The sequence below is a fragment of the Methylomonas sp. MK1 genome, from assembly GCF_000365425.1.
In the GTDB taxonomy this organism is placed as follows: Bacteria; Pseudomonadota; Gammaproteobacteria; order Methylococcales; family Methylomonadaceae; genus Methylomonas.
The window spans coordinates 1,102,031-1,124,809 of record NZ_AQOV01000001.1 but is presented as its reverse complement, the minus strand read 5'-3'; the positions used below and the strand labels follow the sequence as shown (position 1 = coordinate 1,124,809).

16 protein-coding genes are annotated in these 22,779 nt (G+C 51.8%); 7 read left to right on the top strand and 9 right to left on the bottom strand.

Translation table 11 applies throughout. The features are described 5' to 3' along the window. Window positions 1–309: 309 nt before the first annotated feature. The 3 genes from G006_RS26920 to G006_RS0105140 all read right to left on the bottom strand — a co-directional run bounded on the left by G006_RS26920 (window position 310) and on the right by G006_RS0105140 (window position 4,275). A complete protein-coding gene (locus tag G006_RS26920) occupies window positions 310–3,573 on the bottom strand; it encodes a DUF3570 domain-containing protein (RefSeq protein ID WP_020482099.1) in 3,264 nt (1,087 codons plus the stop codon). Beyond that, window positions 3,542–3,655 carry a DUF4266 domain-containing protein gene (locus tag G006_RS29055; RefSeq protein ID WP_231499702.1) on the bottom strand — a complete coding sequence of 38 codons (114 nt, stop codon included), beginning with the start codon at window positions 3,653–3,655 and terminating at the stop codon, window positions 3,542–3,544. The genes G006_RS26920 and G006_RS29055 overlap by 32 nt, the downstream gene beginning before the upstream one ends. A 128-nt stretch (window positions 3,656–3,783) precedes the next feature. Continuing rightward, complete coding sequence (locus G006_RS0105140; protein ID WP_020482098.1) at window positions 3,784–4,275, bottom strand: TlpA family protein disulfide reductase; 492 nt, start codon at window positions 4,273–4,275, stop codon at window positions 3,784–3,786. A gap of 438 nt (window positions 4,276–4,713) precedes the next feature. On the opposite strand from G006_RS0105140, the gene G006_RS29050 reads away from it, so the two are divergent. The 3 genes from G006_RS29050 to G006_RS28760 all read left to right on the top strand — a co-directional run bounded on the left by G006_RS29050 (window position 4,714) and on the right by G006_RS28760 (window position 8,922). Continuing rightward, on the top strand, window positions 4,714–5,481 hold the full coding sequence (locus tag G006_RS29050; RefSeq protein WP_020482097.1) for a hypothetical protein: 768 nt from the start codon (window positions 4,714–4,716) through the stop codon (window positions 5,479–5,481). Window positions 5,482–5,799: 318 nt separating this feature from the next. After that, complete coding sequence (locus tag G006_RS0105130) at window positions 5,800–8,103, top strand: cytochrome c peroxidase (RefSeq protein ID WP_235048829.1); 2,304 nt, start codon at window positions 5,800–5,802, stop codon at window positions 8,101–8,103. Between the two features lie 72 nt (window positions 8,104–8,175). Further along, complete coding sequence (locus tag G006_RS28760) at window positions 8,176–8,922, top strand: VPLPA-CTERM sorting domain-containing protein (protein WP_020482095.1); 747 nt, start codon at window positions 8,176–8,178, stop codon at window positions 8,920–8,922. Window positions 8,923–8,959: 37 nt separating this feature from the next. Here the strand turns inward: G006_RS28760 and G006_RS0105120 are convergent, their stop codons facing one another. From G006_RS0105120 to G006_RS0105105, 4 genes are all read right to left on the bottom strand, one after another. Beyond that, window positions 8,960–9,931 (bottom strand): 2-hydroxyacid dehydrogenase, encoded by a 972-nt coding sequence (locus tag G006_RS0105120; protein ID WP_020482094.1) that lies wholly within the window; start codon window positions 9,929–9,931, stop codon window positions 8,960–8,962. Window positions 9,932–9,987: 56 nt separating this feature from the next. Beyond that, window positions 9,988–10,839 carry a hypothetical protein gene (locus G006_RS0105115; protein ID WP_020482093.1) on the bottom strand — a complete coding sequence of 284 codons (852 nt, stop codon included), beginning with the start codon at window positions 10,837–10,839 and terminating at the stop codon, window positions 9,988–9,990. A 138-nt stretch (window positions 10,840–10,977) separates the two neighbouring features. After that, window positions 10,978–11,514: a hypothetical protein gene (locus G006_RS0105110; protein WP_020482092.1), complete on the bottom strand. Its 537-nt coding sequence runs from the start codon at window positions 11,512–11,514 to the stop codon at window positions 10,978–10,980. Between the two features lie 338 nt (window positions 11,515–11,852). Next, on the bottom strand, window positions 11,853–13,019 hold the full coding sequence (locus G006_RS0105105) for an aminotransferase class V-fold PLP-dependent enzyme (protein ID WP_020482091.1): 1,167 nt from the start codon (window positions 13,017–13,019) through the stop codon (window positions 11,853–11,855). Between the two features lie 207 nt (window positions 13,020–13,226). Here G006_RS0105105 and G006_RS0105100 point away from each other — a divergent pair, with 207 nt between their 5' ends. From G006_RS0105100 to G006_RS0105085, 4 genes are all read left to right on the top strand, one after another. Beyond that, entirely contained in the window at window positions 13,227–14,180 is a 954-nt protein-coding gene (locus G006_RS0105100) for an HpcH/HpaI aldolase/citrate lyase family protein (protein ID WP_020482090.1), read from the top strand. 124 nt (window positions 14,181–14,304) lie between these two features. Beyond that, window positions 14,305–15,486, top strand: a complete 1,182-nt coding sequence (locus G006_RS0105095) for a malate--CoA ligase subunit beta (protein WP_020482089.1) — start codon at window positions 14,305–14,307, stop codon at window positions 15,484–15,486. Between the two features lie 9 nt (window positions 15,487–15,495). Further along, window positions 15,496–16,383, top strand: coding sequence for a succinate--CoA ligase subunit alpha (gene sucD / locus G006_RS0105090; RefSeq protein ID WP_020482088.1), 888 nt, complete (start codon window positions 15,496–15,498; stop codon window positions 16,381–16,383). Window positions 16,384–16,502: 119 nt separating this feature from the next. Then, window positions 16,503–20,723 carry a DEAD/DEAH box helicase gene (locus G006_RS0105085; RefSeq protein WP_020482087.1) on the top strand — a complete coding sequence of 1,407 codons (4,221 nt, stop codon included), beginning with the start codon at window positions 16,503–16,505 and terminating at the stop codon, window positions 20,721–20,723. A gap of 141 nt (window positions 20,724–20,864) precedes the next feature. On the opposite strand, the gene G006_RS0105080 is transcribed toward G006_RS0105085, so the two are convergent. Together G006_RS0105080 and G006_RS0105075 are read right to left on the bottom strand one after the other, a co-directional pair. Continuing rightward, on the bottom strand, window positions 20,865–21,194 hold the full coding sequence (locus G006_RS0105080) for a hypothetical protein (protein WP_020482086.1): 330 nt from the start codon (window positions 21,192–21,194) through the stop codon (window positions 20,865–20,867). Between the two features lie 197 nt (window positions 21,195–21,391). Further along, entirely contained in the window at window positions 21,392–22,672 is a 1,281-nt protein-coding gene (locus G006_RS0105075; protein WP_020482085.1) for an NAD(P)/FAD-dependent oxidoreductase, read from the bottom strand. Window positions 22,673–22,779: the final 107 nt, after the last annotated feature.

Sequence of the window (22,779 nt, the reverse complement as noted above, 5' to 3'; positions counted from 1 at the left end):
GCTTATTAACAACGACGAACAATTTATGTCTTCTAAGCAATGTGCCTGGGTTAGGCACATTGCGTTCAAAGCACATAGCGTGCCATTCATAACATGATGAAATATAAGGAAATAAATGCCTTCTGTTGTTTGAGGTGTGTGATATGCCGCACTTTGCGTGAAATGGCCTAATTTCAACAGGAACGCTATTCATGTTCTCGCTGAAGGGTGTTTTAGCAAGCGGCCTAGCAAACGGTTATGATTTTTTGTAAGAAATATCGGGGTATCTGGTCCTGGGTGTAAAAGGAGGGGGCTAATCGGGCGGCACGGTCAAAAGCCGAAAGTCCACGTCGCATTCAAGGTGCCTTCCCTTTCCAGTTGGTGCCCGTTGAAATCGGTAGCAATCGGTTGCAGCCACTCGATGCTGAAACTGTGGCCGGCAAGTGGGCCGTCTGGCAGGGTGGCGTTTAAACCCAAACCTACGTCCCAAAAGCGTCCGCCATAGTTGCCGGGGTGGTCCACTGTCGAGTTCAGCGAATGACTGCGGTTGAATTGGCCCTTGATCGCGCCTTGTTCGGAATAAATGCCGCGAACCGATGTAGAAAGCCAATCTAATATTTTGTAACTACCCCAAGCGGTGGATTGGAATGCGTCGCCCAGAGCATAACCAACGCGATTCCTATCTTGCATGCGTTTGATGCCACTCATTTGTGCGCCCCAAGACCAGTCTGCAAATTGACCGGTGTAGGTCAAGCTGGGTCTGAAATCCCAAGTGCCGCTGCCGAGCTGCATGCCATAATCCTGGACTTGGCTGGTCAGGGCGTCTTGCCCATCGACGGTCACTTCGTTACTGCCGGTGGGAGCGCTGACACCAAGCCCGACATGCAGGTGATGGTTGGGCGTGTCGAAGGCTTTGAACATGGCGGTCATAATGGTATCGCCCAGGCCGCCGCTACTATGGCCGCTGCCATGTTCATTACTAGCGGTGGAACCGGGAATGTTCGATAACGACATTTTCATGTCCATGATTTGCGGCATCAACATCAAATTCAGCCAATTGGTGGGTGCATACATGATGTCCAGCATGTGCATATTCATGCTCATTTCACTGGGACGCGAGGCGCATTGGTAGTTGCCGCAGGCTGAGTTCAACAAAGATGCGTCGTCCACCGTGCTCGAGCCAAATTGCATGCCGCCGGTTTGATTGGTGTAGGCGTAACGGTAGCCGACCATCAGCTCACCGGGCGTATTCATCATATGGCCGAACATAACGCCGGCGGGTAGCGGTGCGCCGTGGTTATGATGCAGGTGATGGGCATGCTCACCGGACTGCGAACTTAACGCGGATAGATTGACGTTCAATCCGCCATGCACCATGTAATAGCTGTAGTCGGCGTAACTGTTATCCAGACCGCCGCCTAACTTCAAACCGCTTTGCCGGGTGTAATACTCAAAGCCGGCATCCAGCGTCACACCTTTATTGAATTGTTTGCTGAAGGTAATCCCGCCGCTCAAGGCGCCAAAATCCGCTAGGCGAAAATCGCTGGAATAATGTCCATCAGCGCGCGGCGCTAAAAAATACGGCGCAAAAAATTCGGCTTGCGACTGTGAGTAATAACGAAAGCTCGGCGTGACGGTAATGCCCATCGGTAAGGATTGATACCATTTGAGCTCAACAGTATGTGAATTCACTCCCCAATCGTCGGCGTAAAAACGGTAATCAAAATGCACCGAGGCATCCAGTGAAGGAATATATTGGTTGATGCGGTTGGAAATAGACCATTGATTGCGTAGATCCGGTCTCACTTCCCGAAACAGTTCCGTGCCAACCATTTCCAGTTTGGTGATGGCATTCCAATTGATCGGGGCGCCGTTGGAGCCTTGATAGATTTGATAGTATTCCTCCGGAGTCACTTCGCCACGGATGTACACGTATTTGTAAGGGTTGCTCAAATAGCCGTTTTGCCGTGTATAGCTGGCAGACGAATGGAGCAGGGTGTTTTTGCTTAAAATTTGCGAAAAACCTAGATTAAAACCATGGGATGCGCTGGTCTCATTCAGTGCCTGATAATTGGGAGAATTGTCATTATCGCCATGCGTGTGTTCGTCGGCTGCGCCGTGGGCGGAGTCAGTGCTTCGAGTAATTTGATTACTGGAAATATTGTAACCAGCGGATACGGTACTTAGTTTGTTGTTAAATTCGTGGCTTAAAGTCACTGAGCCGAAATTGGAAATAAAGTCAGGTTCTTCGGACATGCCGCCGGAAAACGCCAGGGTGTTGTCGTCAAAATAATATTTGCCGCTGAAAGTCGGCATGGTGCGGGTTTCCAGCGGTTGCTGTTGATATTTTTGGACGATGGAGGACATCGGCGGAATCATCCGATTCAGGACATTTCTATACGCATCGATCACCAACTGTTGAAACAAGTTGGCCTGCGTGGCATTGATCGCTGAGACTTGTTGATTGTATTGGGCAATTGTCGCGGCGTCGGCGCCAGTCAGTCGGGAATAACTGACGTCATCAAGGCGCATTTTGTAGGCGGAGCCGGCAGTGATGAACGAATCGGGTTCGCCGATAAAATGAATCCAGACCGCGTAAATATTTTTAAAATCATTCCCCAGTACCATGATGCCGTTAAAGCTGTCCGCGCTGGTGTTATTAACACTTTTATAAGCCGCTCGTGTCGCATAATTAGTGCCGTCTCCACTGGATAAACTGAGATTCTGCGCTTGGCTGAAGCCTAAAATCTCCCAGGCGCCAGCTCTACGATTGACAAACGGGCTGGAAGTGGACCAGGGAGCCGAAAACCGCATAGATTTCAGGTCGAACGCCTGTCCGTCCTGGGCGCGAATATATATGCCTGAAGAATCGTTGTGATAAGCCACTTCATATAATTCGGTAACGCCGTCAGCGGCAAAATCATTCTGTTCTTGATGCAGATGGTTGGTAGGATTGGCATCGCTCACCACGCCCATCACAAAGCCCGACTCTGCATAGCAGTCCGCGCATATGCCGGTTGCGGCAATATTGGCATGGCCGCCATAAGCCGCTTGACTCATGCCGTCGAAATTTAGTGTGCCGCTGCTGGGTGAAGGTGCTATCGATAGTCCCGCTTGATCTTTAAGTGTGCTAATTGTGGATAAAATTTGCGCTTGGCCTGGATCGTAAACATCCTTAAACGCTTGAAAATTGTTTAGTCCGGCTGGGGTGGTGAGTGTTGCGGCGCTAACGCCGGCCGATGCGGCCGAGACAATATCCACCAGGCTTAACACGCCATCATCGTAATTGAGCTGGTTTGCCATGGCTGCCGGCATGCTGAATGCCGGCGTTGCCCCGCTGTAGGTATCCCTGTCTATGCTAAACGACAACTCAAGCGTGTCCTTATAAGGCACGGTAAAGTCGGCGTGATAGACGTCAACCGCCATGCGATTATCGCTTTCCTGATAGTGGCCGTAGTGAAAATTGGCTTCCGCTTGCGCAGCGGGTGTGGCTCCCTGGGCTTGGAGCCCTGGCAGTGCCAGAGCGGCTGAAGTCAGCGCGGCAAGCGCCTTGTGCTTATCGCTAGTTACAGCCACAGCCGCCACCACTGCCATTCAACCCGCCTTGAGACGCTTCCTTGCTAGTGAAAATATGGTCGCGGAAATGGCTTAAGTTCGGTTTAGGATTAAGCGCCATATCTCTTTTAGCTAGATTGCCTCTTTCCCAGGGCGAAACTTCGGCGCATCCTGCAAGTGCACAAATGCCGCACATCAATAATGCCTTAAAAAGCCTATTCAACTGGTCCATTGTTGTTCTGAAAGCCCTTACTGGTTGAGTAATGATTTTATTTGCTCTTTCAGAAGCGCCTGATCGCCATCGCGGAAGCCCAAATGGATTTTTCTAACTATGCCGGATTTGTCGAGTAGGTAAGAAGAGGGCATGGCTTTAACGTCATATATTTTCGGGCACTCGCCTTGCGGGTCGAAGGCAATGGGGTAATTCACTTGATGCTCGGTTAAAAATTGGCTCACGGTGTCGCGGTCTTCATCGAGATTAATCGCTACCACCTCAAAGCCGTCCTTGCCCAGTTCCTGGTGTAGTCCATTGAAAAAAGGCATGGATTTGATGCAGGGAGGGCACCAAGTCGCCCAAAAATCCAGTAAAACCACCTTGCCTTTGAAGTTGCTTGGATCCACTGATAGTTTGGTCTCTGAGAATACGGCCGGACATGCCGGAGCGGGTTGGCCCAGTTCAGCTGCGGTTGTGGAAAAACTACCAAGCAATAATAACGGGAAGAAAAAAAGCGCTTTATTCATAAGTTGCAAAGGGGATAGGAATTGATTCCTGTAAGCAGGAACCGTACCTATTTAAGATTGGGTGGGCAGATAAGCGGGTTGTGCTTGGGTTTAGCGAGAAGTCATTGAGATTTGGGTGGTGTTCAGGCCCACGGGCTGATTCTTGGCAGGGGTGGTGCGGGGCATATCAAGCACTATGCGTGAGTTATTTAACATAGTTCATTTTGTTAGCATCCTTGCTGAGTTGTTTTTGAGGGGGTGATCGACGCTTTTCGTTATGATTATTAAAGGGTTAAGGAATATGGTCTGGGTTTTGCTTTAGAGTTTTTACGGGGATTGTTAGGAAATGGCGATTGCGTTGTCAATCGTTCAGTAATTCTTTGAAATTTTTTAAGTCAAAGGATGATGTTAGAGCAAATTTCAAATTTTAAAATTAACCCAAGAAAGGAGATTTGATAGATGAATCAGTTAAGCACAATCAGCGCATTACTGCTTGCCGGCATGGCGTCGGTTTCAGGTGCGGCTTCCGCGGCAACTACCACCACCACCCTCAACTTCGATGGCATGAATCAAGCGGCCTACGGCGGTCATGCCAATATTGCCGCAACCGGTGTTTGTGCCGACTGCTATGCCGAGTCCGGCTTTGTGATGGGCGTGGTGAGTGATACCAATCTAACCAACCATCTGCATCAGGAAAACAATGACTTTGCCCCAGATGGCGTTACCGAATTATATGAAGTGGCTTATCACAATGATTCTTCAGGCATTTATATTCGCGCCCAGGATGGACAAGCGTTCGACCTGAAATCCATGCAGTTTTCCGCTCCCTGGTCCACTTCCAGCCCGTTCGTCAATCGTAGAGCTGGCTCTTGGGAGATTTTAGGTTTTAGTCAGGCGGATAATCCTAATCTGTCTAGCGGAAATGGCACTGATTATGCGACTCGCGTGGCTTATCAGACTGTTGCGAATACGGCTGCGGATAGTTTCAACGGTACCTTGGTGCTAAATAGCGGCTTTCAAAATATCAGTGCGTTCTGGATTCATTTTATCGGTGAACCTGATTCGTTCGTGACAGCTGGAAGTGCGTACAAAATGCGTTTAGACAATGTCGTGATCGAGCAGACTGCCGCAGCAGTGCCGGTACCGGCTGCCGTTTGGATGTTTGGTAGTGGTTTGTTGGGCTTGCTGTCCTTCGGAAGAAAGAAAAATATTTCATTAGCTGTCTAAGTCCAACAAACGATCCATTGCGCTGAGTTTTACGGGGTGGCGGTAACGCCACCCCGTTTTTTTTTGATCAGGTCTCAGGATTGGGCGGCTTTAATTTAGGCTTGCCGGCTACATCTGGTGCCAGCTCGATTCGTGATTCGGTATTTGCCTGTGTATTTAAATCAAATTGTGTCAAATGACGCATTGTCAGCTCCAGAAAGGCTGGTGGAATGATTGAAATCAATATAAGAACATGTTTTAAATGGTAATTATGTAAATGGTTTTATTTTTGCTTATTGACTTCAAATTCAAACAAGTTTGCATTTAGACGAGGTAATTATGCGAGTTATGAATAAATTGGGCTGGACAACCGCGGGCTGGTTATTTTGGTTGCCATTTGCTTTTGCCCACGGGCCGCAGCCGATGCCGTTGCAGAACGTGCCGATACCCAAGGTTTTAGGGACGTTGGGCGAGTTGCCGGTAAATTTTTTACCTACGGATGGTCGCGACCCTATCGTCGTAGACAAACAAAAGGCGATTGCTTTGGGTAAGGCCTTGTTTTGGGATGTCAATGTCGGCAGCGATGGCATGGCATGCGGATCCTGCCATTTTCATGCCGGTGCCGATAACCGGGTGAAAAACCAAATGAACCCTGGGCTTAAAGGTACTACGGCGACTGCTGAAACTTTTGAACGTTTGCCTTCGAGTATCGATAGCGGTGGTCCCAACTACACGCTTAAAACCACGGATTTTCCAACCTTTCGTTTTAATGACCCTTTAAATAAGGCAAGCGGTGTGTCTTTTGCAACCGATGATGTCGTTTCGTCATCCGGCACATTCAGCGGTAATTTTACCGGTGTATCGAAATTTACCGGCGAGCAAGATCAATGCGCCCGCTCCGCCGACCCGATATTTCATGTCGATGGTACCGGAACCCGCAGGGTGGAGCCCAGAAACGCCCCGACAGTGGTAAATGCTATTTTCAATCACCGAAATTTTTGGGATGGGCGAGCCAATAATACCTATAACGGCGTTAGTCCCTGGGGCGACCGCGATCCCGACGCGGGCGTTTGGGTGAAAACCGGTGCCAGAAGCGCCGCCAAACAGAAGCTTAGGCTGGAAAATGCGTCACTCGCGTCTTTGGCTATGGGGCCGGCATTAAGTGACGTCGAGATGTCATGTGTCGCTCGCAAATGGCCCAACATAGGCAGAAAGTTGCTATTGCGCCAGCCCCTGCAAGGCCAGAAAGTGCATCACCAAGATAGCGTGTTGGGCGCACTCAGTTTGAGCACGCCGGGCAGTCTCAAGCCCGGTTTGAATACAACGTATAAAAACATGATTATGGGGGCTTTCAACCCGAAATTCTGGTCATTCAGTTCGACGGGCCCGTTCGGTGCGCCGGCGGGGCAAGAGCCTTACAATCAAATGGAAGCCAATTTTTCGATGTTCTTTGGTATCGCTTTACAGCTGTATCAAGGCACTCTGGTTTCCGATCAGGCACCGATTGATTTGACCCCACGCGATCCGATTACACATTTGCCGACCTGGGAGGGCATGGGTAAAACGCAGGCGGAGATCGATTCTTTAAACAACGGCTTGGCAACATTCACCAACAATCACTGTAATTTGTGCCACTCAGGCCCGGCTTTGACTACCGCGGCAATTACGCTGAATAGTACGCTGGTCGACGGAACGCTTAATGCCTTCTATGGTAGCGATCTTTCAATACCGTATGGGCCGGACGGTCTGGGACCGGATGCCGGTGCTTACGCAGCCGGGATCAGTCCGCACGTCAGCGTAGTAACTCGTAATACTACTGTCGGCGGTATCAAACTCATGGATCTTGGTTTTGCCAACACCGGCGTGGCGGATCCGGCGGCTGATCCCGGTTTGGGTGCTTTAGACGATTTTGGTAACCCCTTGTCATATTCAGATCAATATGTTCAGTATTTGCTGGGAAATTACTCAAACGTCAAAGACAAAGTCGTAAAAAGCGTGCGCAGCTGCGATTTTCTGGTCGAGATTGCCAAAAATGTTACGACGACTAACCTTGTCACATTTACGATCCCCAATGGCATTCAAGCGGATGGCGCTAGGGAAGGAGTGCTGAAAAATCAGGATTGCATCAACGATTTTGCGTTAAAGGGGAATATACCGACCATTGCCGCAGCCAATGCATCGCTAACGTCGGCGCCGTTAAAACTGGGGGTCGCCAAGAAAGCTACCTTTAAAATACCGGGTTTACGGAATATCGAGCTGACTGGCCCGTATATGCATAACGGCAGCATGTCGACGTTGGAGCAGGTTCTTGAGTTTTATTCTAGAAAAGGCAACAACGACAATCCGGATAGACATACCTTGGTTTCGAATATCGCCTTGGCAAATGCGCCCGAGCAACGTGCCGACTTGCTGGCGCTGTTAAAAAGTTTTACCGATGAGCGGGTGCGTTATGAAAAAGCGCCTTTCGACCATCCGGAAATCAAAGTACCCAACGGGCATGCTGGCGACCATATTTCGGTGACGGCCGGTAATCCGCTGAGCGCTGAATTGGCTACCGAAGAATTTCTGGTGATTCCGCCGGTAGGGGCAAACGGTTCGCAAGCTCCGTTGTTACCGTTTGAGAGCTATTTGCAGGCCCCTTAATTTAATTATGCGATCCAAGCCGGCATATCCCCGGCTTGGATGCGGATTATTCAGTTGCACTAGGAATAAGAAATGAAAAACTTGAGTAACAAACAAAGACTTTTCAGCAGTTTGATGGTTTTGGTTTTACTAACGCTTGGCCAAAACGCGCAAGCGAGCAGTTCGTTCGATAGTCAAGCGACTATTTCGTTTGATGTCAGTGGAATAGGGAGCGGTGTGACGGCGACGAGCGCCTATGCACCCGCGGATGCGTCATATTCCTATATTTTTACAGCCCCAGAGAGTGTTGGTGCGATTTTACCGGCTGCTGCTAACGCCGTGGCGCTGCCCTCGCTTGGTTTTGGAGTCGCGCATACGTTTGCGGTCAATGGCTACGCGTCAGCTGGGAGCTTTACTTCGCAGCATGTCGGTTGGTATCAGCTGGATTTTTTAAATGAAAGTGCTCAGGATCAACAAATAACGCTGACAGTGAATTACACGCTCCAAGCCTTTACACAGGGTGATGCGAATACGGATGTGATTCTTGATTTTTGGGATACATTTTCACCGCAATTAGGTAATGCATTTTTCAATAACGGCATGCTCAATGTAACGTCTTATGACCCTGCCTTGGCGATTGCTGGCGATAAACGTTTTGTGACTTATTCCTTTAACCTGGCGCAGGGGGCGAGCAGAAGCTTTTTTACGGATGTGACAATAAACGGGAATTTGCAGCCAGCGGCGGTGCCGCTCCCTGCCGCTGTCTGGTCATTCTTAGCTGGTTTGATGGGTATATTGGGTGCTAAAAAACGCAAAAAAATACCCGTCAAGTTTGCTTAGAACTCTTTTGTATAGTCAACAGGGTTGCGGTTTAGCCTTAAACCACTCTATCCGGCAGTTCAGCGCCTGAAAAATAAGCCTGTAAATTTGCCAACACTTTTTCCCCCATCGCGGTGCGCGTGGCAATCGTCGCGCTGCCCAGATGGGGAAGGAGTGCGGCGTTGTCCAACGTCAGAAAACCGGGGTCTATGTTAGGTTCGCCTTCGTAAACATCCAGGCCGGCGCCGGCAATGCGTTTTTCTTGCAAGGCTTTGATCAAAGCTTTGCTGTCCACGACGTCGCCACGCGCGGTATTGATTAAATGCGCGGTGGGCTTCATTAAATTCAAGGTATTCTCGTTGATTAAATGCCGGGTTTCGTTGCCGCCAGGACAATGCAGAGATACATAATCGCATTGCGGTAATAGTTCTTCCAGCGTATCGCAACGCTCCGCCTTTAGCTCTTCGACAATGGCAGGGTCGGCCGGACTGGGTTTGAGATACAAAATTTTCATTCCAAAGCCGTGATGAGCTTTTCGCGCCATGGCCTGGGCGATGCGTCCGAAACCGATCAGCCCCAGCGTGGCGCCGGTCACGTCGCTACTCATCATATGGGTTGGGCACCAGCCGGTCCATGCGCCGGCTCTGACCAGTCTATCGCCCTCGGCGCCGCGCCGCGCAGACATTAATAACAAGGTCATCGCTATGTCGGCGGTGCTTTGCGTCAATACCCCAGGGGTATTGGTAACAATCAGGCCTTGCTGTTTGGCGGCGGCAATATCGATATGGTTATAACCCACGCCAAAATTACCCAGAATTTTGCAGCGCTTGTTCGCGACATTCAGTACTTCGGCTGGCAGGGAGTCGCAAACGCTGGGACACACTGCATCGTAATTTTGTAACGCCGCTCTAAATTCGTCGGCACTGAGAGGGTGGTCGTCGGTATTCAGCGTGACGTCGTAAAGCGCTTGCAGTTTAGCTTCAACACTTGCCGGCCAGCGGCGGCTAATCAGGACTTTGGGTTTGTTCATCGGATTTCCTATCGTAAAACTTTTGCGCTTTTAGGTTTAAACAAGTTATCAGGGATTTAGGGGTCAACGGCCGGGTTGGAAGTGCTTATGCCGCCGCTGCCATGATCACGGTCGTAAGCTTTCAAACGTGCCGCGCGCAGGCTGTTGATACTGGCGATATTCTCATCATGTTGTTGCAAAGATCTTTGCCGCTGCAATGACAAATGTTGGTCTTGTTGCTCTTGCAAGGCCGTCGCCATTGCCGGCTTTCTATATTGCAGTTCGGCTTGGCGTTCGGCGATACTTTGTTCTCGGTCGCGCGTGTCCGTATTCAGGTGTTTTTCCATCAAATCCAGGCTGCGCGCTTGGTTTTGCAACTGCTGTTGGCTTAGTATTTTCGCGTCGTCGAGCTGCTGCTGTCTGAGTCGTAGCTCGTTTTCCATGCGTCGAGCTTCCAGTTCGTCCTGGCGCTGGACGTTCATTTGTTGATTGTGGAGTAACAGCTGTTCTTGCTGGCTTTTCAGCGCGTCGGTGGCGGCAATTAATTTAGCATTTTGGATCTGCTGCAGCTCGGCTTGTTGCCGGGATTGCTGGTTATTGTGATAAATCCAAGACCCTATCGGAAACAATAGCAGCAGGGCGATAGCCACTCGTTGTGACCATAGGCCTATCCGGCCGGGTTCGGTTGCGTTGGGGGGGCTTATTTCAGTAGGCTGCAAGCGGCTGGCCGCCAGTTTTCGGTCATAGCTGATGCGCCGGTCCGTGTCGGACAGTATCACAAATGCTTCTCTCGCTCGGTTGAGTGTATCTATTGCGGAGTCGTCTTCGCGTTTTGCCCAAGTCCGTTCAATATCCTTGAACGCTCGATGGATTTGTTGGTCGTTGGCGGACTCGGCTATGTTTAATAGTTGATATAAGGTTTTTGCCATTTTTGCATCTCCCAACGCTTCGTCGTCTAATGATCGGGAGATAGTGGACTAGCCCCTGAAAGTGCCGGCACTGAGCAAAGCGCCGGCAGGTGGGACTATAAAGAATTGAAATTCGCAGCGCAAATACCTGGCAAAAAATTAATCGGCGACGATGGTCAGCTTTTCTTGGTGTCGACGCAGCATCGCTAACGTCCCCAACATGCAACCCAAAACAAACCAGGTTAATGCGGCTAGGGGCATAGATGATAAGGATTTTTCACTAACTGCCGTAACGGATTGCCGGCTGGTTTGGGCGTCTGCGGTTTTTTCCAGTAGAAACTGGTAACCAATGTCGGGGATAAACGACCAAGCTCCGCTGCTGATGGCGGGATAGTTCATCACGGACCAGTTCACTGCTCCAATATCGAGAGCTTCACTGGTATTTTCTCGATTTAATCCCGATGCGTAAATGGCTTCGATAACGCAAGTGTTGATCTGGTCGGCGTTATTGTTGCCGGTTAAGCTGCTGGGTAGCCAGCATAGCCCTGGTGCTAAAAAGTAGGAACTTGGTGCCAGGCTAATCGGAGTGGCGTTGTTTAGCAATGCTTGGTCGTAGATTTCAGTTGGCTCGTGTTCATGAAGTTCCGCATGGGCAGGAGCGATCAGTGCTGCTAACAGTAATAGGCGGTGTCTCATGATTTTCTCCTTTGGCTTTGGAGTCAGAAGATAACTCAAACAAATATTAAGCAATAGCAATGCCTTTATTTAAAAAGTCTTTTATTTTAAATATTTACTGATAATTTTCATTATTTTCGGTGTAAAAAATCAGGTGCTTTTGAGGTGGAATGGTGCAAAAGACGGTTACTTTTGGTGCTTAGTGCACAAAACACGGCTGTTAATCTCGTGTTCTAAAGTACATGGAGGCGGTATATCGGCCTGTTTTGGGATGTGATAAGGGCTAGGGCTGATGGGATACTTGCGGATCGGATGACGGGTGGCCGGTTACGCAGGTCACCCGTCGAACTTAGGGGATGTTATTTCGCTGTCGAGCGGTAATACTCGATGGCTGCGGCAACGCCGCTACCCGGTTTAATGTCAAAACCGTTATCCAGCATCGCCATTTCCACGCCGGCAATCGCCCCCAATAAGGAAACATCGTTCATATCGCCAACGTGGCCGATGCGGAACACTTTGCCGGCCACTTCGCTGAGGCCTGCGCCTAATGAAATGTTGTATTTGTTGTAAGCGGTACTGATGACGTGGCGTGCATCCTTGTCGGCCGGTACCACAATCGCGGTGACTGTATCGGAATCCCAGCCTGCTTGTGCGCAAGTTTGCAAGCCCCAGGCCGCAACCGCGCGGCGTACGCCTTCGCCCAGACGGTGATGGCGGGCGTAAACGTTCTCCATGCCTTCTTCCAGCAACAATTCCAAGGCTTTACGCAAGCCGTACAGCATCGGCGTGGATGGCGTGTAAGGAGTGTAGCCGTCTTTATTGGCTGCCGCCATGTCTTTTAGTGAAAAGAACGAACGTGGGAAGTTGCTGCTGTCGATAGCGGCCAAGGCTTTTTGGCTAAAACCCAAAATAGCCAGACCAGCCGGCAACATAAAGCCTTTTTGCGAGCCGGCGATGCTGGCGTCCACACCCCATTCATCTTGACGAAAATCCAGACTGCCGATGGAGCTGACGCCGTCGACGAACAATAATGCGGGATGACTTGCCGCGTTCAGTGCTTTGCGTACGCCAGGAATATCGCTGGTTACGCCGGTAGAAGTTTCGTTATGCGTTGCCAGTATGGCTTTGATGTCGTGGTTTTTATCTTCTTTTAGGCGCGCTTCCAGATGGTCCAAAGGCATGCCTTTGCCCCATTCGACTTGGTGGATTTCCACGTCAAACCCCAGTTTTTTTGAAGCTTCCGCCCACAGGTGGCCGAATTGACCGAAGCGATAAATCAGAACCTTGTCGCCCTGGTTCAAGCAGTTGGTCATCGCCACTTCCCAGCCGGCGGTGCCGGTGGCTGGAAACACGAAGCATTGGCCGGTTTCGGTGCGGAACACTTTTTTTAGGTCTTCCAGAATCGGTGCCAGCAATTTAGGAAAAATCGGTGAACGGTGATCTTCCATCGGCACATGCATCGCGCTCAGAATTTCATGTGGGGTATTGGTTGGCCCTGGAACAAATAGGTGATTGCGACCTGCCATCTGGTGTCTCCTTGGAATTTTGGAAGCTTAGAAAATCGCGGGATGTTGCCACATAAGCCGTGATTCGGCAAGTCGTTTACCGGCGTAAACCTGCACCGAAGCTGACAAGCGCAATTGACATTGCAGGCCCTGAAAGTAAAATGGCACGTTCTTTAATCCATGCACGGCGCGGTTTTTTAGCCGGCCAACCAACCGTAGGAAACATACATGAGTCACACTCTTTACGAAGCCAATGCCCAACGCGTGCAACGTTGCGAATTGGCGGTACCGGGTTCCAGTCCGGAAATGTTTGAAAAGGCCTTGAAAAGCGGTGTGGATTTTGTGTTTCTCGATCTGGAAGACGCCGTTGCGCCGGACGACAAACTGCAAGCGCGGAAAAACGTCATCCAGGCTATCAACGATCTGGATTGGAAAGGTAATGGCATCACCCTGTCAGTCCGCATCAATGGTCTGGATACCCAGTATATGGTGCGTGATGTGGTCGATTTGGTCGAACAAGCCGGCGCAAAAATCGACACGCTGCTGATTCCTAAAGTCGGCGTCTACGGTGACGTTTATATGGTCGACGCGATGCTGACCCAGCTGGAAATGCAGGAAGGCCTGAAAAACAAAATCGGCATCGAGTGCCTGATCGAAACCGCTCTGGGCATGGCAAACGTGGAAGACATCGCCAAACAAGGTGCCATTGGCGGCCGCGTGGAAGCCTTGCATTTCGGCGTCGCCGATTATGCAGCCAGCAATCGGGCCCGTACCGTGAATATCGGTGGTTTGAATCCCGATTATCCCGGCGACCAATGGCATGCGGCGATCAGCCGGATGACAGTGGCGTGCCGCGCCTACGGACTGCGTCCTATCGACGGTCCATTCGGCGACATCAAAGACCCCGAAGGCTACAAAGCCGGCGCCCGCCGCGCGGCCGCGTTGGGTTGCGAAGGCAAATGGGCGATTCATCCCTCGCAAATCGCTTTAGCGAACGAAGTATTCACCCCACCTGCTGCGGAAGTCGAAAAAGCCAAGCGCATCCTGGTAGCGTTGCAGGAAGCCGCCGCGCAAGGCAAAGGCGCTGCCGCACTGGATGGTCGCTTGATTGATGCAGCTTCCGAACGGATGGCGAATAACATCGTCCGTGCCGCCGAAGCGATTGCCGCGAAATCAAAATAAAAAATTGTAGGTTGGGTTGCTCTTTGGGAAAAAACCAAAGGTAACCCAACATTTAAGGCCTTCGTGTTGGGTTAGGGCTGATGCCTAACCCAACCTACATTTTTCCAATATTACGAGAGAGTGCATGGACATTCATGAGTACCAAGCAAAACAGCTATTGGCCGACTATGGCGTGAAAATAGCGGATGGCGGTCTGGCTTACAGCCCGGAAGATGCGGTGCAACGCGCCCGCGAAATCGGCGGCCACATCTGGGTGGTTAAAGCCCAGATTCATTCCGGCGCCCGCGGCAAGGCCGGCGGTATCAAGATTTGCAAAACCCACGACGAAGTCAGCGATGCCGCCGAATCTTTGCTGGGCAAAAAATTGGTGACACACCAAACCGGTCCTGCCGGCAAACAATGCCTGCGCTTATACGTCGAAGCCGGAACCGATATTGCCAAGGAACTGTATTTCAGCCTGTTGATCGACCGCGCCCAAGAGCGGATTGTCATGGTCGGTTCCGCGCAAGGCGGTATGGAGATCGAGGAATTGGCGGAAAATAATCCGGATGCGATCAAAAAAATCTACATCGAACCAGCCGTTGGTTTACAGGATTTCCAAGCCCGGGAAATGGCGTTTGCTTTGGGTTTAAACGCCGATTTGATCCCGCAAGCAGTGAAATTGATTCAAGGCTGCTATCGGGCGATGCGCGAGCTGGACGCCAATATGGTCGAAATTAATCCCTTGGTGATTACCGGCCACGATGAATTGATCGCGCTGGACGCCAAAATGGGCTTTGACGACAACGCCTTGTTTCGCCGGCAAAAAATCTCGGAGTTGCGTGACAAGTCGCAGGAAGATCCCCGGGAAATGGCAGCTGCCGACCGTGGCTTAAGCTATGTCGGCCTGGACGGCGATATCGGCTGCATGATCAACGGCGCCGGCTTGGCGATGGCGACGATGGACATGATCAAACTGGCAGGTGGCGAGCCGGCCAACTTCCTGGACGTTGGCGGCGGCGCGTCGGCCGAACGTACCGAAAAAGCCTTTAGGATGGTATTGCAGGATAAAAACGTCAAGGCCATGCTGGTCAATATCTTTGCCGGTATCAACCGCTGCGACTGGATCGCCGAGGGTGTGGTTCATGCTGTGAAAAAAATCGATATGCAAGTGCCGCTGGTCGTGCGCCTGTCGGGTACTAACGTCGAGGAAGGCCGGCGAATCATAGAGGAAAGCGGTTTGCCCATCATCACGGCAAATACCCTGGCCGAAGCCGCCGAGAAAGCGGTCGAAGCCCGTAATAAAGTCGTAGCCGCGCAAGCTTAAGGAACAAACATGGCAATTTTTATCGATCAAAACACTCGCATCATCGTCCAAGGTTTCACCGGCAAGATCGGTACCTTTCACGCCCAGGAGATGATCGACTACGGCTCCAACTTGGTCGGCGGCGTGACGCCGGGTAAGGGCGGGCAAAAACATCTGGACCGCCCAGTGTTCAATACCGTCAAGGACGCTGTCGAACAAGCCGGCGCTGAAGCCAGTATCGTGTTCGTGCCACCGGCTTATGCTGCTGACTCCATCATGGAAGCCGCTGAAGCCGGGATCAAATACTGTGTGTCGATCACCGACGGGATTCCGACCCAGGACATGATGAAAGTCAAAATCTTCCTGAGCAAATTCCCCAAGGAAAAGCGCATGGTGCTGACCGGCCCTAACTGCGCCGGCACCATTAGTCCGGGTAAATCCATGCTGGGCATCATGCCGGGGCATATTTACATACCGGGCAATGTCGGTATTGTCGGCCGTTCCGGTACGCTGGGATATGAAGCCGCCGATCAGATGAAAGCCTTAGGGATAGGCGTATCGACCTCGGTCGGTATTGGCGGCGACCCGATCAACGGCAGCTCGCACCGCGACATCCTGGAAAAGTTCGAACAAGATCCGGAAACCAAAGTGGTTGTGATGATAGGCGAGATCGGCGGCCCGCAAGAAGTGGAAGCCGGCATGTTCGCGAAAGAACACATGAGCAAGCCGGTCGTAGCTTACATTGCCGGGTTAACCGCACCCAAAGGCCGTCGTATGGGCCATGCCGGGGCGATTATTTCCTCGGTTGGCGAATCTGCGGCGGAGAAAGTTGAAATGCTGAAAGAGTTGGGCGTGATTATCGCCCCAACCCCAGCGGCGATGGGCGAAACAGTGGCTAAGGTATTGGCAACACTATAAGTTCCCCTCTCTATAAAAAAGCCCGCTGCGGCGGGCTTTTTTGTGCGCGTTGACTTGAGAATCTTTAGCTTGTCCGGCCAAGCTGGTAACATCCCCTCTTTTGCCGTTTTGCCGGAATCATGCAATCTTCTCGTTTAGTCGAACGCCTTAAAACTTATCGGACATTAACTCCAGAGCAACAGATTATTTTGAAGTTGCTGGCCGTGTATTACGGCTATAGTTCGCTGATCAATTTGGCTAAATGTCTGGGTAGTTTGGGTATCAGGGAGGGCGAGAAAACTCTTAAGTCCGAAGCGGTCAAAGCCCGCTTAAAGCCGCTGATTAAAGCCGGCTTGCTGGAAGAAAACCTCAAATCCGGCGGCACCCGTTGCTGCCGTACCTTGGCGGAAGTGCTGACGCGGCAAGCTGTCGAAGACAAAGAGTTTGATTTGTTTGCCGGCGCCGTACAAATGAACAATCCGCCCGGCCATGGCTACTATCGTTACAGCACCGTGGACGACTGCATCCGCGAAGCGCGCATCCAATTTTATCGCGGCGATTACGCCAGAGTCGACGAATGTCTGGAATCCGGGGCCCATTACTTGGGCAAACTGCCGCCGGTTAACGAACTCTATCTGTCGTGGTTTTTAAACCCGTTGGATGTGGCTTGGTTTACCACACATCATCCGCAATTATTGCTGGGGCTGGGCGGGTTTTCCGGCTTACATCAGCTGCTGTATCTGTATGCCGATGAAAAATTGGATGGGTTTTTACAGCAGTTATTGTTCGTCAGCCAGGGGATGCAGCAAGAATTGTTGAACCGCGTAGCTTTGGAATTGCGCTTGCTGCGAGGTGACTGGGACGAAGTCGAGCAACGGGTGGCGGATCAAAATGATCCGGAACTGCAAGCAATTGCTGCGACATTGATTTTTCTGCGCGGCGATTACGCGGCAGCGGTCAACCGTTTCGAAGGCGCTTTGGCACAGCTGCGCAAGGTTTCAGGACAACGCACCGCCTATTTTTACGGCTTGGCAGGGGTGTTTTACCCGCTGGCTATCCTGAAAAACAATGACGCCAAACAACGCGCCAAGCTCGGCACATTAATCAACCAAGCTATCAAAGCCGACAATTATTGGCTGGGCATTTATCATCAGTTAGCCTTGTTCCAGCGTTTTTTGCAAGGTGACTTGTCCTTGCGGGAGCAACTGTTAAACACCGATTTAACCTATAAAATCAGTAGCGGCTATCGGGAAAGCGGCTACCCGGAGACCTTACTCACTCCGCCATTACTACTGCATGTGTTTTTAACCCTGATCAAATTTTGGGTCAAAGCCGATCAATTCAATCATGTCACGCCACTTAGTCAAAAGCTATATCGGCATTTGTTGGACAACGGTTATCGTTGGCCGGCGGCCGAATTGGCCAAGATCTTTACCCATATAGAGCCGCCGCGTTCTATGCAATGGGATTGCAGCTTTTTCGATGGCCGGCCGGCGTTGGCTGATTTGTTCGCCAGCCGCCCCGATTGGGACTTGGCATTGGACGCGTTACTAAACTTGCCCAAGGCCGAAAAAAAAGCCGATACCGCCGCGCCTATCGACAAGCCTACGCGCTTGGTCTGGTTACTGAGTTACGACGATATTAGCCACGAGTTGGAGATTGAACCACGCGAACAAAAGCAGCAAGCTAAAGGTGGCTGGAGTAAGGGCAGGGCGATTGCATTGAAACGGTTGGCGCACGAAACCAACAAGTTTGACTACTTAACTGAGCAGGATATTAAGCTGTGCGCGCATATTAAGGAATACCGCGATAGCGGCTGGTACGGTAGCGGCACGTATTTTGAATTCGACAATAGCATGCCGCAGGCGCTGCTGGGTCACCCCTTGTTGTTTTGGGCCGATGCGCCCGAGGTGAGAGTGGATGTGGTCAAGGGCGAAGCCGAACTGCGGGTGAGAAAGCTGGAAGGTAGCGATAAGATCAAAATTAGCTTGGAACCCGTGCCCGGACATGAACAAAAATACTATGTCGCCAAGGAAACGCCCACGCGCTTGCGAGTGCTGGAGTTCACCGGCGACCATCATAAAATTTTTGCGGTATTGGGCGGCAAGGGCTTGGAAGTGCCGGTGTCTGCGCAAGATCGCGTCTTGCAAACCCTGACCAGTATTTCCGGCTTGTTGACCGTGCATTCGGATATCGGCGGCAGTTCCAGTAGCGCCGAGCAAGTCCTGGCCGACGCCACGCCGCGTGTGCATTTATTACCCTGGGGCGAAGGCCTGCGCGTGGCGATGTTGATTCGGCCCTTCGCTAGCGGCGGCGCGTATTATCAGCCTGGGCACGGCGGTGAAAGCGTGCTGGCCGAAATCGATGGTCGCCATTGTCAGGCCAAGCGCGATTTGGTCTTGGAGAAACAGCGGGCGCAGACGGTCTTGCAAGCTTGTGACGTATTGGAACAGGCGGAACGGGACGGGGCGGGCGATTATTTACTGGACCAACCGGAACAGTGTCTGGAACTGCTGTTGCAACTGCACGCATTGCCCGCCGAGCAAGTCGTGCTGGAATGGCCGGAAGGTGTCAAGTTTCGGGTGTTGGGGCAAACCGGGGGCAGCGGTTTTAGCATGCAAATCAAGCGCGACAACGACTGGTTTGCCTTGCAAGGCGAGTTGCAAGTCAACGAAGATACCGTCATCGAAATTCAGCAATTGCTGGGTTTATTGAATAATCGCGAAGGCCGGTTTTTAAAATTGCAGGACGGTCAGTTCATTGCCTTGACCGAAGAATTTCGCCGCCGGCTCGACGATTTACGGGCCTACGCGGATCTGCACGGCAAGAAAGTGCGGATAAACCCGTTGGCCGCTCTGACTTTGGAAGACTGGCAGGACGACGCCGGTTTTAAAGCCGATAAACATTGGCAAGTGCACCTGCAACGGCTGAAGGATTCGCGAGACTATCAACCCCAAGTGCCGTCCACCTTTCAAGCCGAATTGCGCGATTACCAATTGGATGGTTACCGTTGGTTGGCGCGTCTGGCTCGCTGGGGCGTCGGCGCCTGCCTAGCCGACGACATGGGCTTGGGCAAGACCGTGCAAGGTTTGGCTTTATTGGTGGACCGGGCGCCGAATGGTCCCAGTTTGATCGTCGCGCCAACTTCGGTATGCATGAACTGGGAAAACGAATCCAACCGCTTTGCACCGACCCTAAATCCGCAGATTCTGGGTGGCGGCGATCGGCAGCGCTTGCTGGATAATTTGGGGCCTTACGATTTGCTGATTTGCAGTTACGGCTTGTTACAACAGGAACAAGTCGCCGAGATGCTGGCGAAAATCCAGTTCCAGACGGTGATTCTCGACGAAGCGCAATGGATAAAAAACATCGCCACTCGCCGCTCACAAGGGGCGATGAGTCTGCAAGCCGAGTTTAAATTGATCATGACCGGCACGCCCTTGGAAAATCATTTGGGCGAGCTGTGGAATTTGTTCAGGTTTATCAATCCCGGTTTGCTGGGATCGCTGGAACAATTCAATCAACGTTTCGCCGGCCCAATCGAACGCGACCGCAGCGCCGAGGCGCGTTTCCAACTTAAGAAACTGATCCAGCCTTTTATTCTGCGCCGTACCAAAACTCAGGTACTACAGGAATTGCCGCCGCGCACGGAAATCCCGATCTATGTCGAGCTCAGCGCTGAGGAAATGGCCTTCTACGAAGCCCTGCGCCGCGATAGTCTGGCGGCATTGAGCAGCGCCGATGCGCCGGCTGGGCAAAAACAATTGCAGATTCTGGCGGCCATCAGCAAATTGCGCCGGAGCTGTTGCAATACCTTGCTGGCCAATGCGGCGGTGGCTTTACCCAGCAGCAAGTTGGCGGCATTCGGTGATATCGTCGACGAATTGCTGGATAACAAGCACAAAGCCCTGGTGTTCAGCCAGTTTGTTGATCATCTGCAATTGATCAAAAACTATATCGAGCAGCGCGGGATTCGTTATCAATACTTGGATGGCAGTACACCTGCCAAGGATAGACAGCAACGGGTAGACGCGTTCCAGCGTGGCGAGGGCGAATTGTTTTTGATCAGTTTGAAGGCTGGCGGCGTGGGTTTAAATCTGACCGCCGCCGATTATGTGATTCATATGGACCCGTGGTGGAATCCGGCCGTGGAGGATCAGGCCTCGGATCGGGCGCACCGCATGGGCCAACAGCGGCCGGTAACGATCTACCGGATGATCGCCAAAAATACCATAGAGGAAAAAATCGTCGCGCTGCACAGCCATAAACGCGATCTGGCTGATAGCTTGCTGGATGGTGCGGACATGAGCGGCAAGGTGTCTGCCGACGAATTACTCAATCTGATGAAAGGCGAAATTTAAGCAGGCAAAGAATCCGGCTGTTAGGCGGGGTTTTTACTTTAAGGCCATCGCGTCATCCCCGCGAATGCGGGGATCCAGGTTTTTAATTATTGGATTCCAGCATTCGCCGGAACGACGAAGCGGTGGGAGTTTACGCTTCGTTTAATCCCGTCTTAAATTGTGCTTCTTGCGGGCGATATTGCGGCTGGCTTTGTTTTGTTGATGGGTCAGTCTGGCTCGTTCTCCGGCGGTAACCACGCCATCGGCTTTAGCGGCTTCTTCTTGACGCTCTATGCGCATTTGTTGATGTTCCAAACGGTTGGCTTCGCGGTTGGTTAAGGCGCCGGACGCCTCGCCCTGCTCGATGCGTCTGTCCTGATTTTCCTGGCGCTGGTCGATACGCGGCGTTTCGATGCCGGCGAAGCAGGGTTGCGCCAAGCCAAAAAATGCAAGTAGCCCGCCCGACAGTAAAAATTGGTTGATGTTATTCATGTGTGCCTCATTAGTGTCGTTATTAGGTTGCCAACTTTTGTAAACAGCTGGTGAAGTCATTTTAGCCGGCAATATTAAGCTCGCCTTAACGTCGCGCGCCGAGCTTGTCGAAGGCCAAACAGCCTGGGCTTCGACGAGCTCAGCCCGAACGGAGTATCCGTGATAAATAGGGCAGGGTTAATAAACTCCAATCAGTTTCAAGAAACCAAATAGGTTGAACTCGGTTCCTGGCCGGCTTCCAGAATTTGTTTCATGCTGACCATGTCGTAACCACCGGACAGCAGGACAATAAAGCGTTCCCGCAGCATGGGGCTTTGCCGGGAACGCAGGATGATGTTATTGGCGTCTTTTTGTTCCAGGATCCGGTACCAGTTGTAGATCATTTGGAAAATGCGGCCCATCGGTTCGCGGATGCGCTCCTCATAATTACGCAGCCGAGCAGCGCTGAAATCGCCACCGTTAGCGAAACCGTCCAGCACCGCATCGGCGGCGAACACGCCGCTGCGCATCGCTAGCGTCACCCCAGCGGAAAATACCGGGTCGACAAACATCGAGGCATCGCCAACCAGTAAAAAGCCGTCGCCGTGAAAGCGTTCGTTCATGTAGCCAATAGAGGAAATAGTTTTGATGTCCATGGCTTGCTGCGCGCCCGTCAACCACTCGCGAACGCACTCGCAGCTTTGGATGGCGGCCTCGAAGCGTTGCTGCGGCGAATCGCCCAAGCTTTTCGCAAAGTGGGTATCCAACACCGCGCCGACGCTGGTGATATTGTCTCGTAGCGGAATGTACCAAACCCAGCCGCCGTCGATGGTATGGATGTCGGTGGTTACCGAGCCGTCCATCACCTCGCCAAAATTGATAAAACCGTGTGGGTCGCGGCGAAAGCCGCCTTTAAAATGGGCGAAATGGGCGATTTTGTTCAGCTCGGGCAAGGGCCGCCGCCAGTTTAACTTGCGGGCGATCATAGATTCGCGGCCCGAGGCGTCGATGACGACTGAGGTATGAATCGGCGCCGGGTCAGAGCCATTTTTGCCAGCACTAACGCCAATCGCGCGTTCGCCGTCGAATAGCACATCGGCAACCGACCATTCCCGGCGCACCTCCACGCCGCATTCGGCGGCATGTTCCAGCAGAATTTGATCAAAGCGCGCGCGCTCGACGTGATAGGTATAGGGCCGTTCGAAATACCCCGGATATTCCGCGGTCAGCAGTAACACATCGGGTTTTTGGTTGAACATGCCAAAGTTCGCGCCTTGCTTGACCGTAAAGCCTTCGGCTTCGATTTTTTCCGTGACACCCAGCCGCCGCCAGATTTCCCAACAAGCCGGCAATAAAGATTCGCCGATTTGAAAGCGTGGAAAGCGCGAGCGTTCGAACAACACCACGCGTTTACCCGCTTTGGCCAACATGATCGCCGCGCTGGCGCCGGCCGGGCCGCCACCGATGACGGCGGCATCGAAGCGTTCAGATGGCGGCATGCTGTTTCACCTGTGTTAAAGAAAACCGGTTTAGTTTCATCGTAGATTTCATGTTGTTCAGTCAAATGTCCGATGCAAAAGCATCAGTTGGCTAACGCTGATTTTGT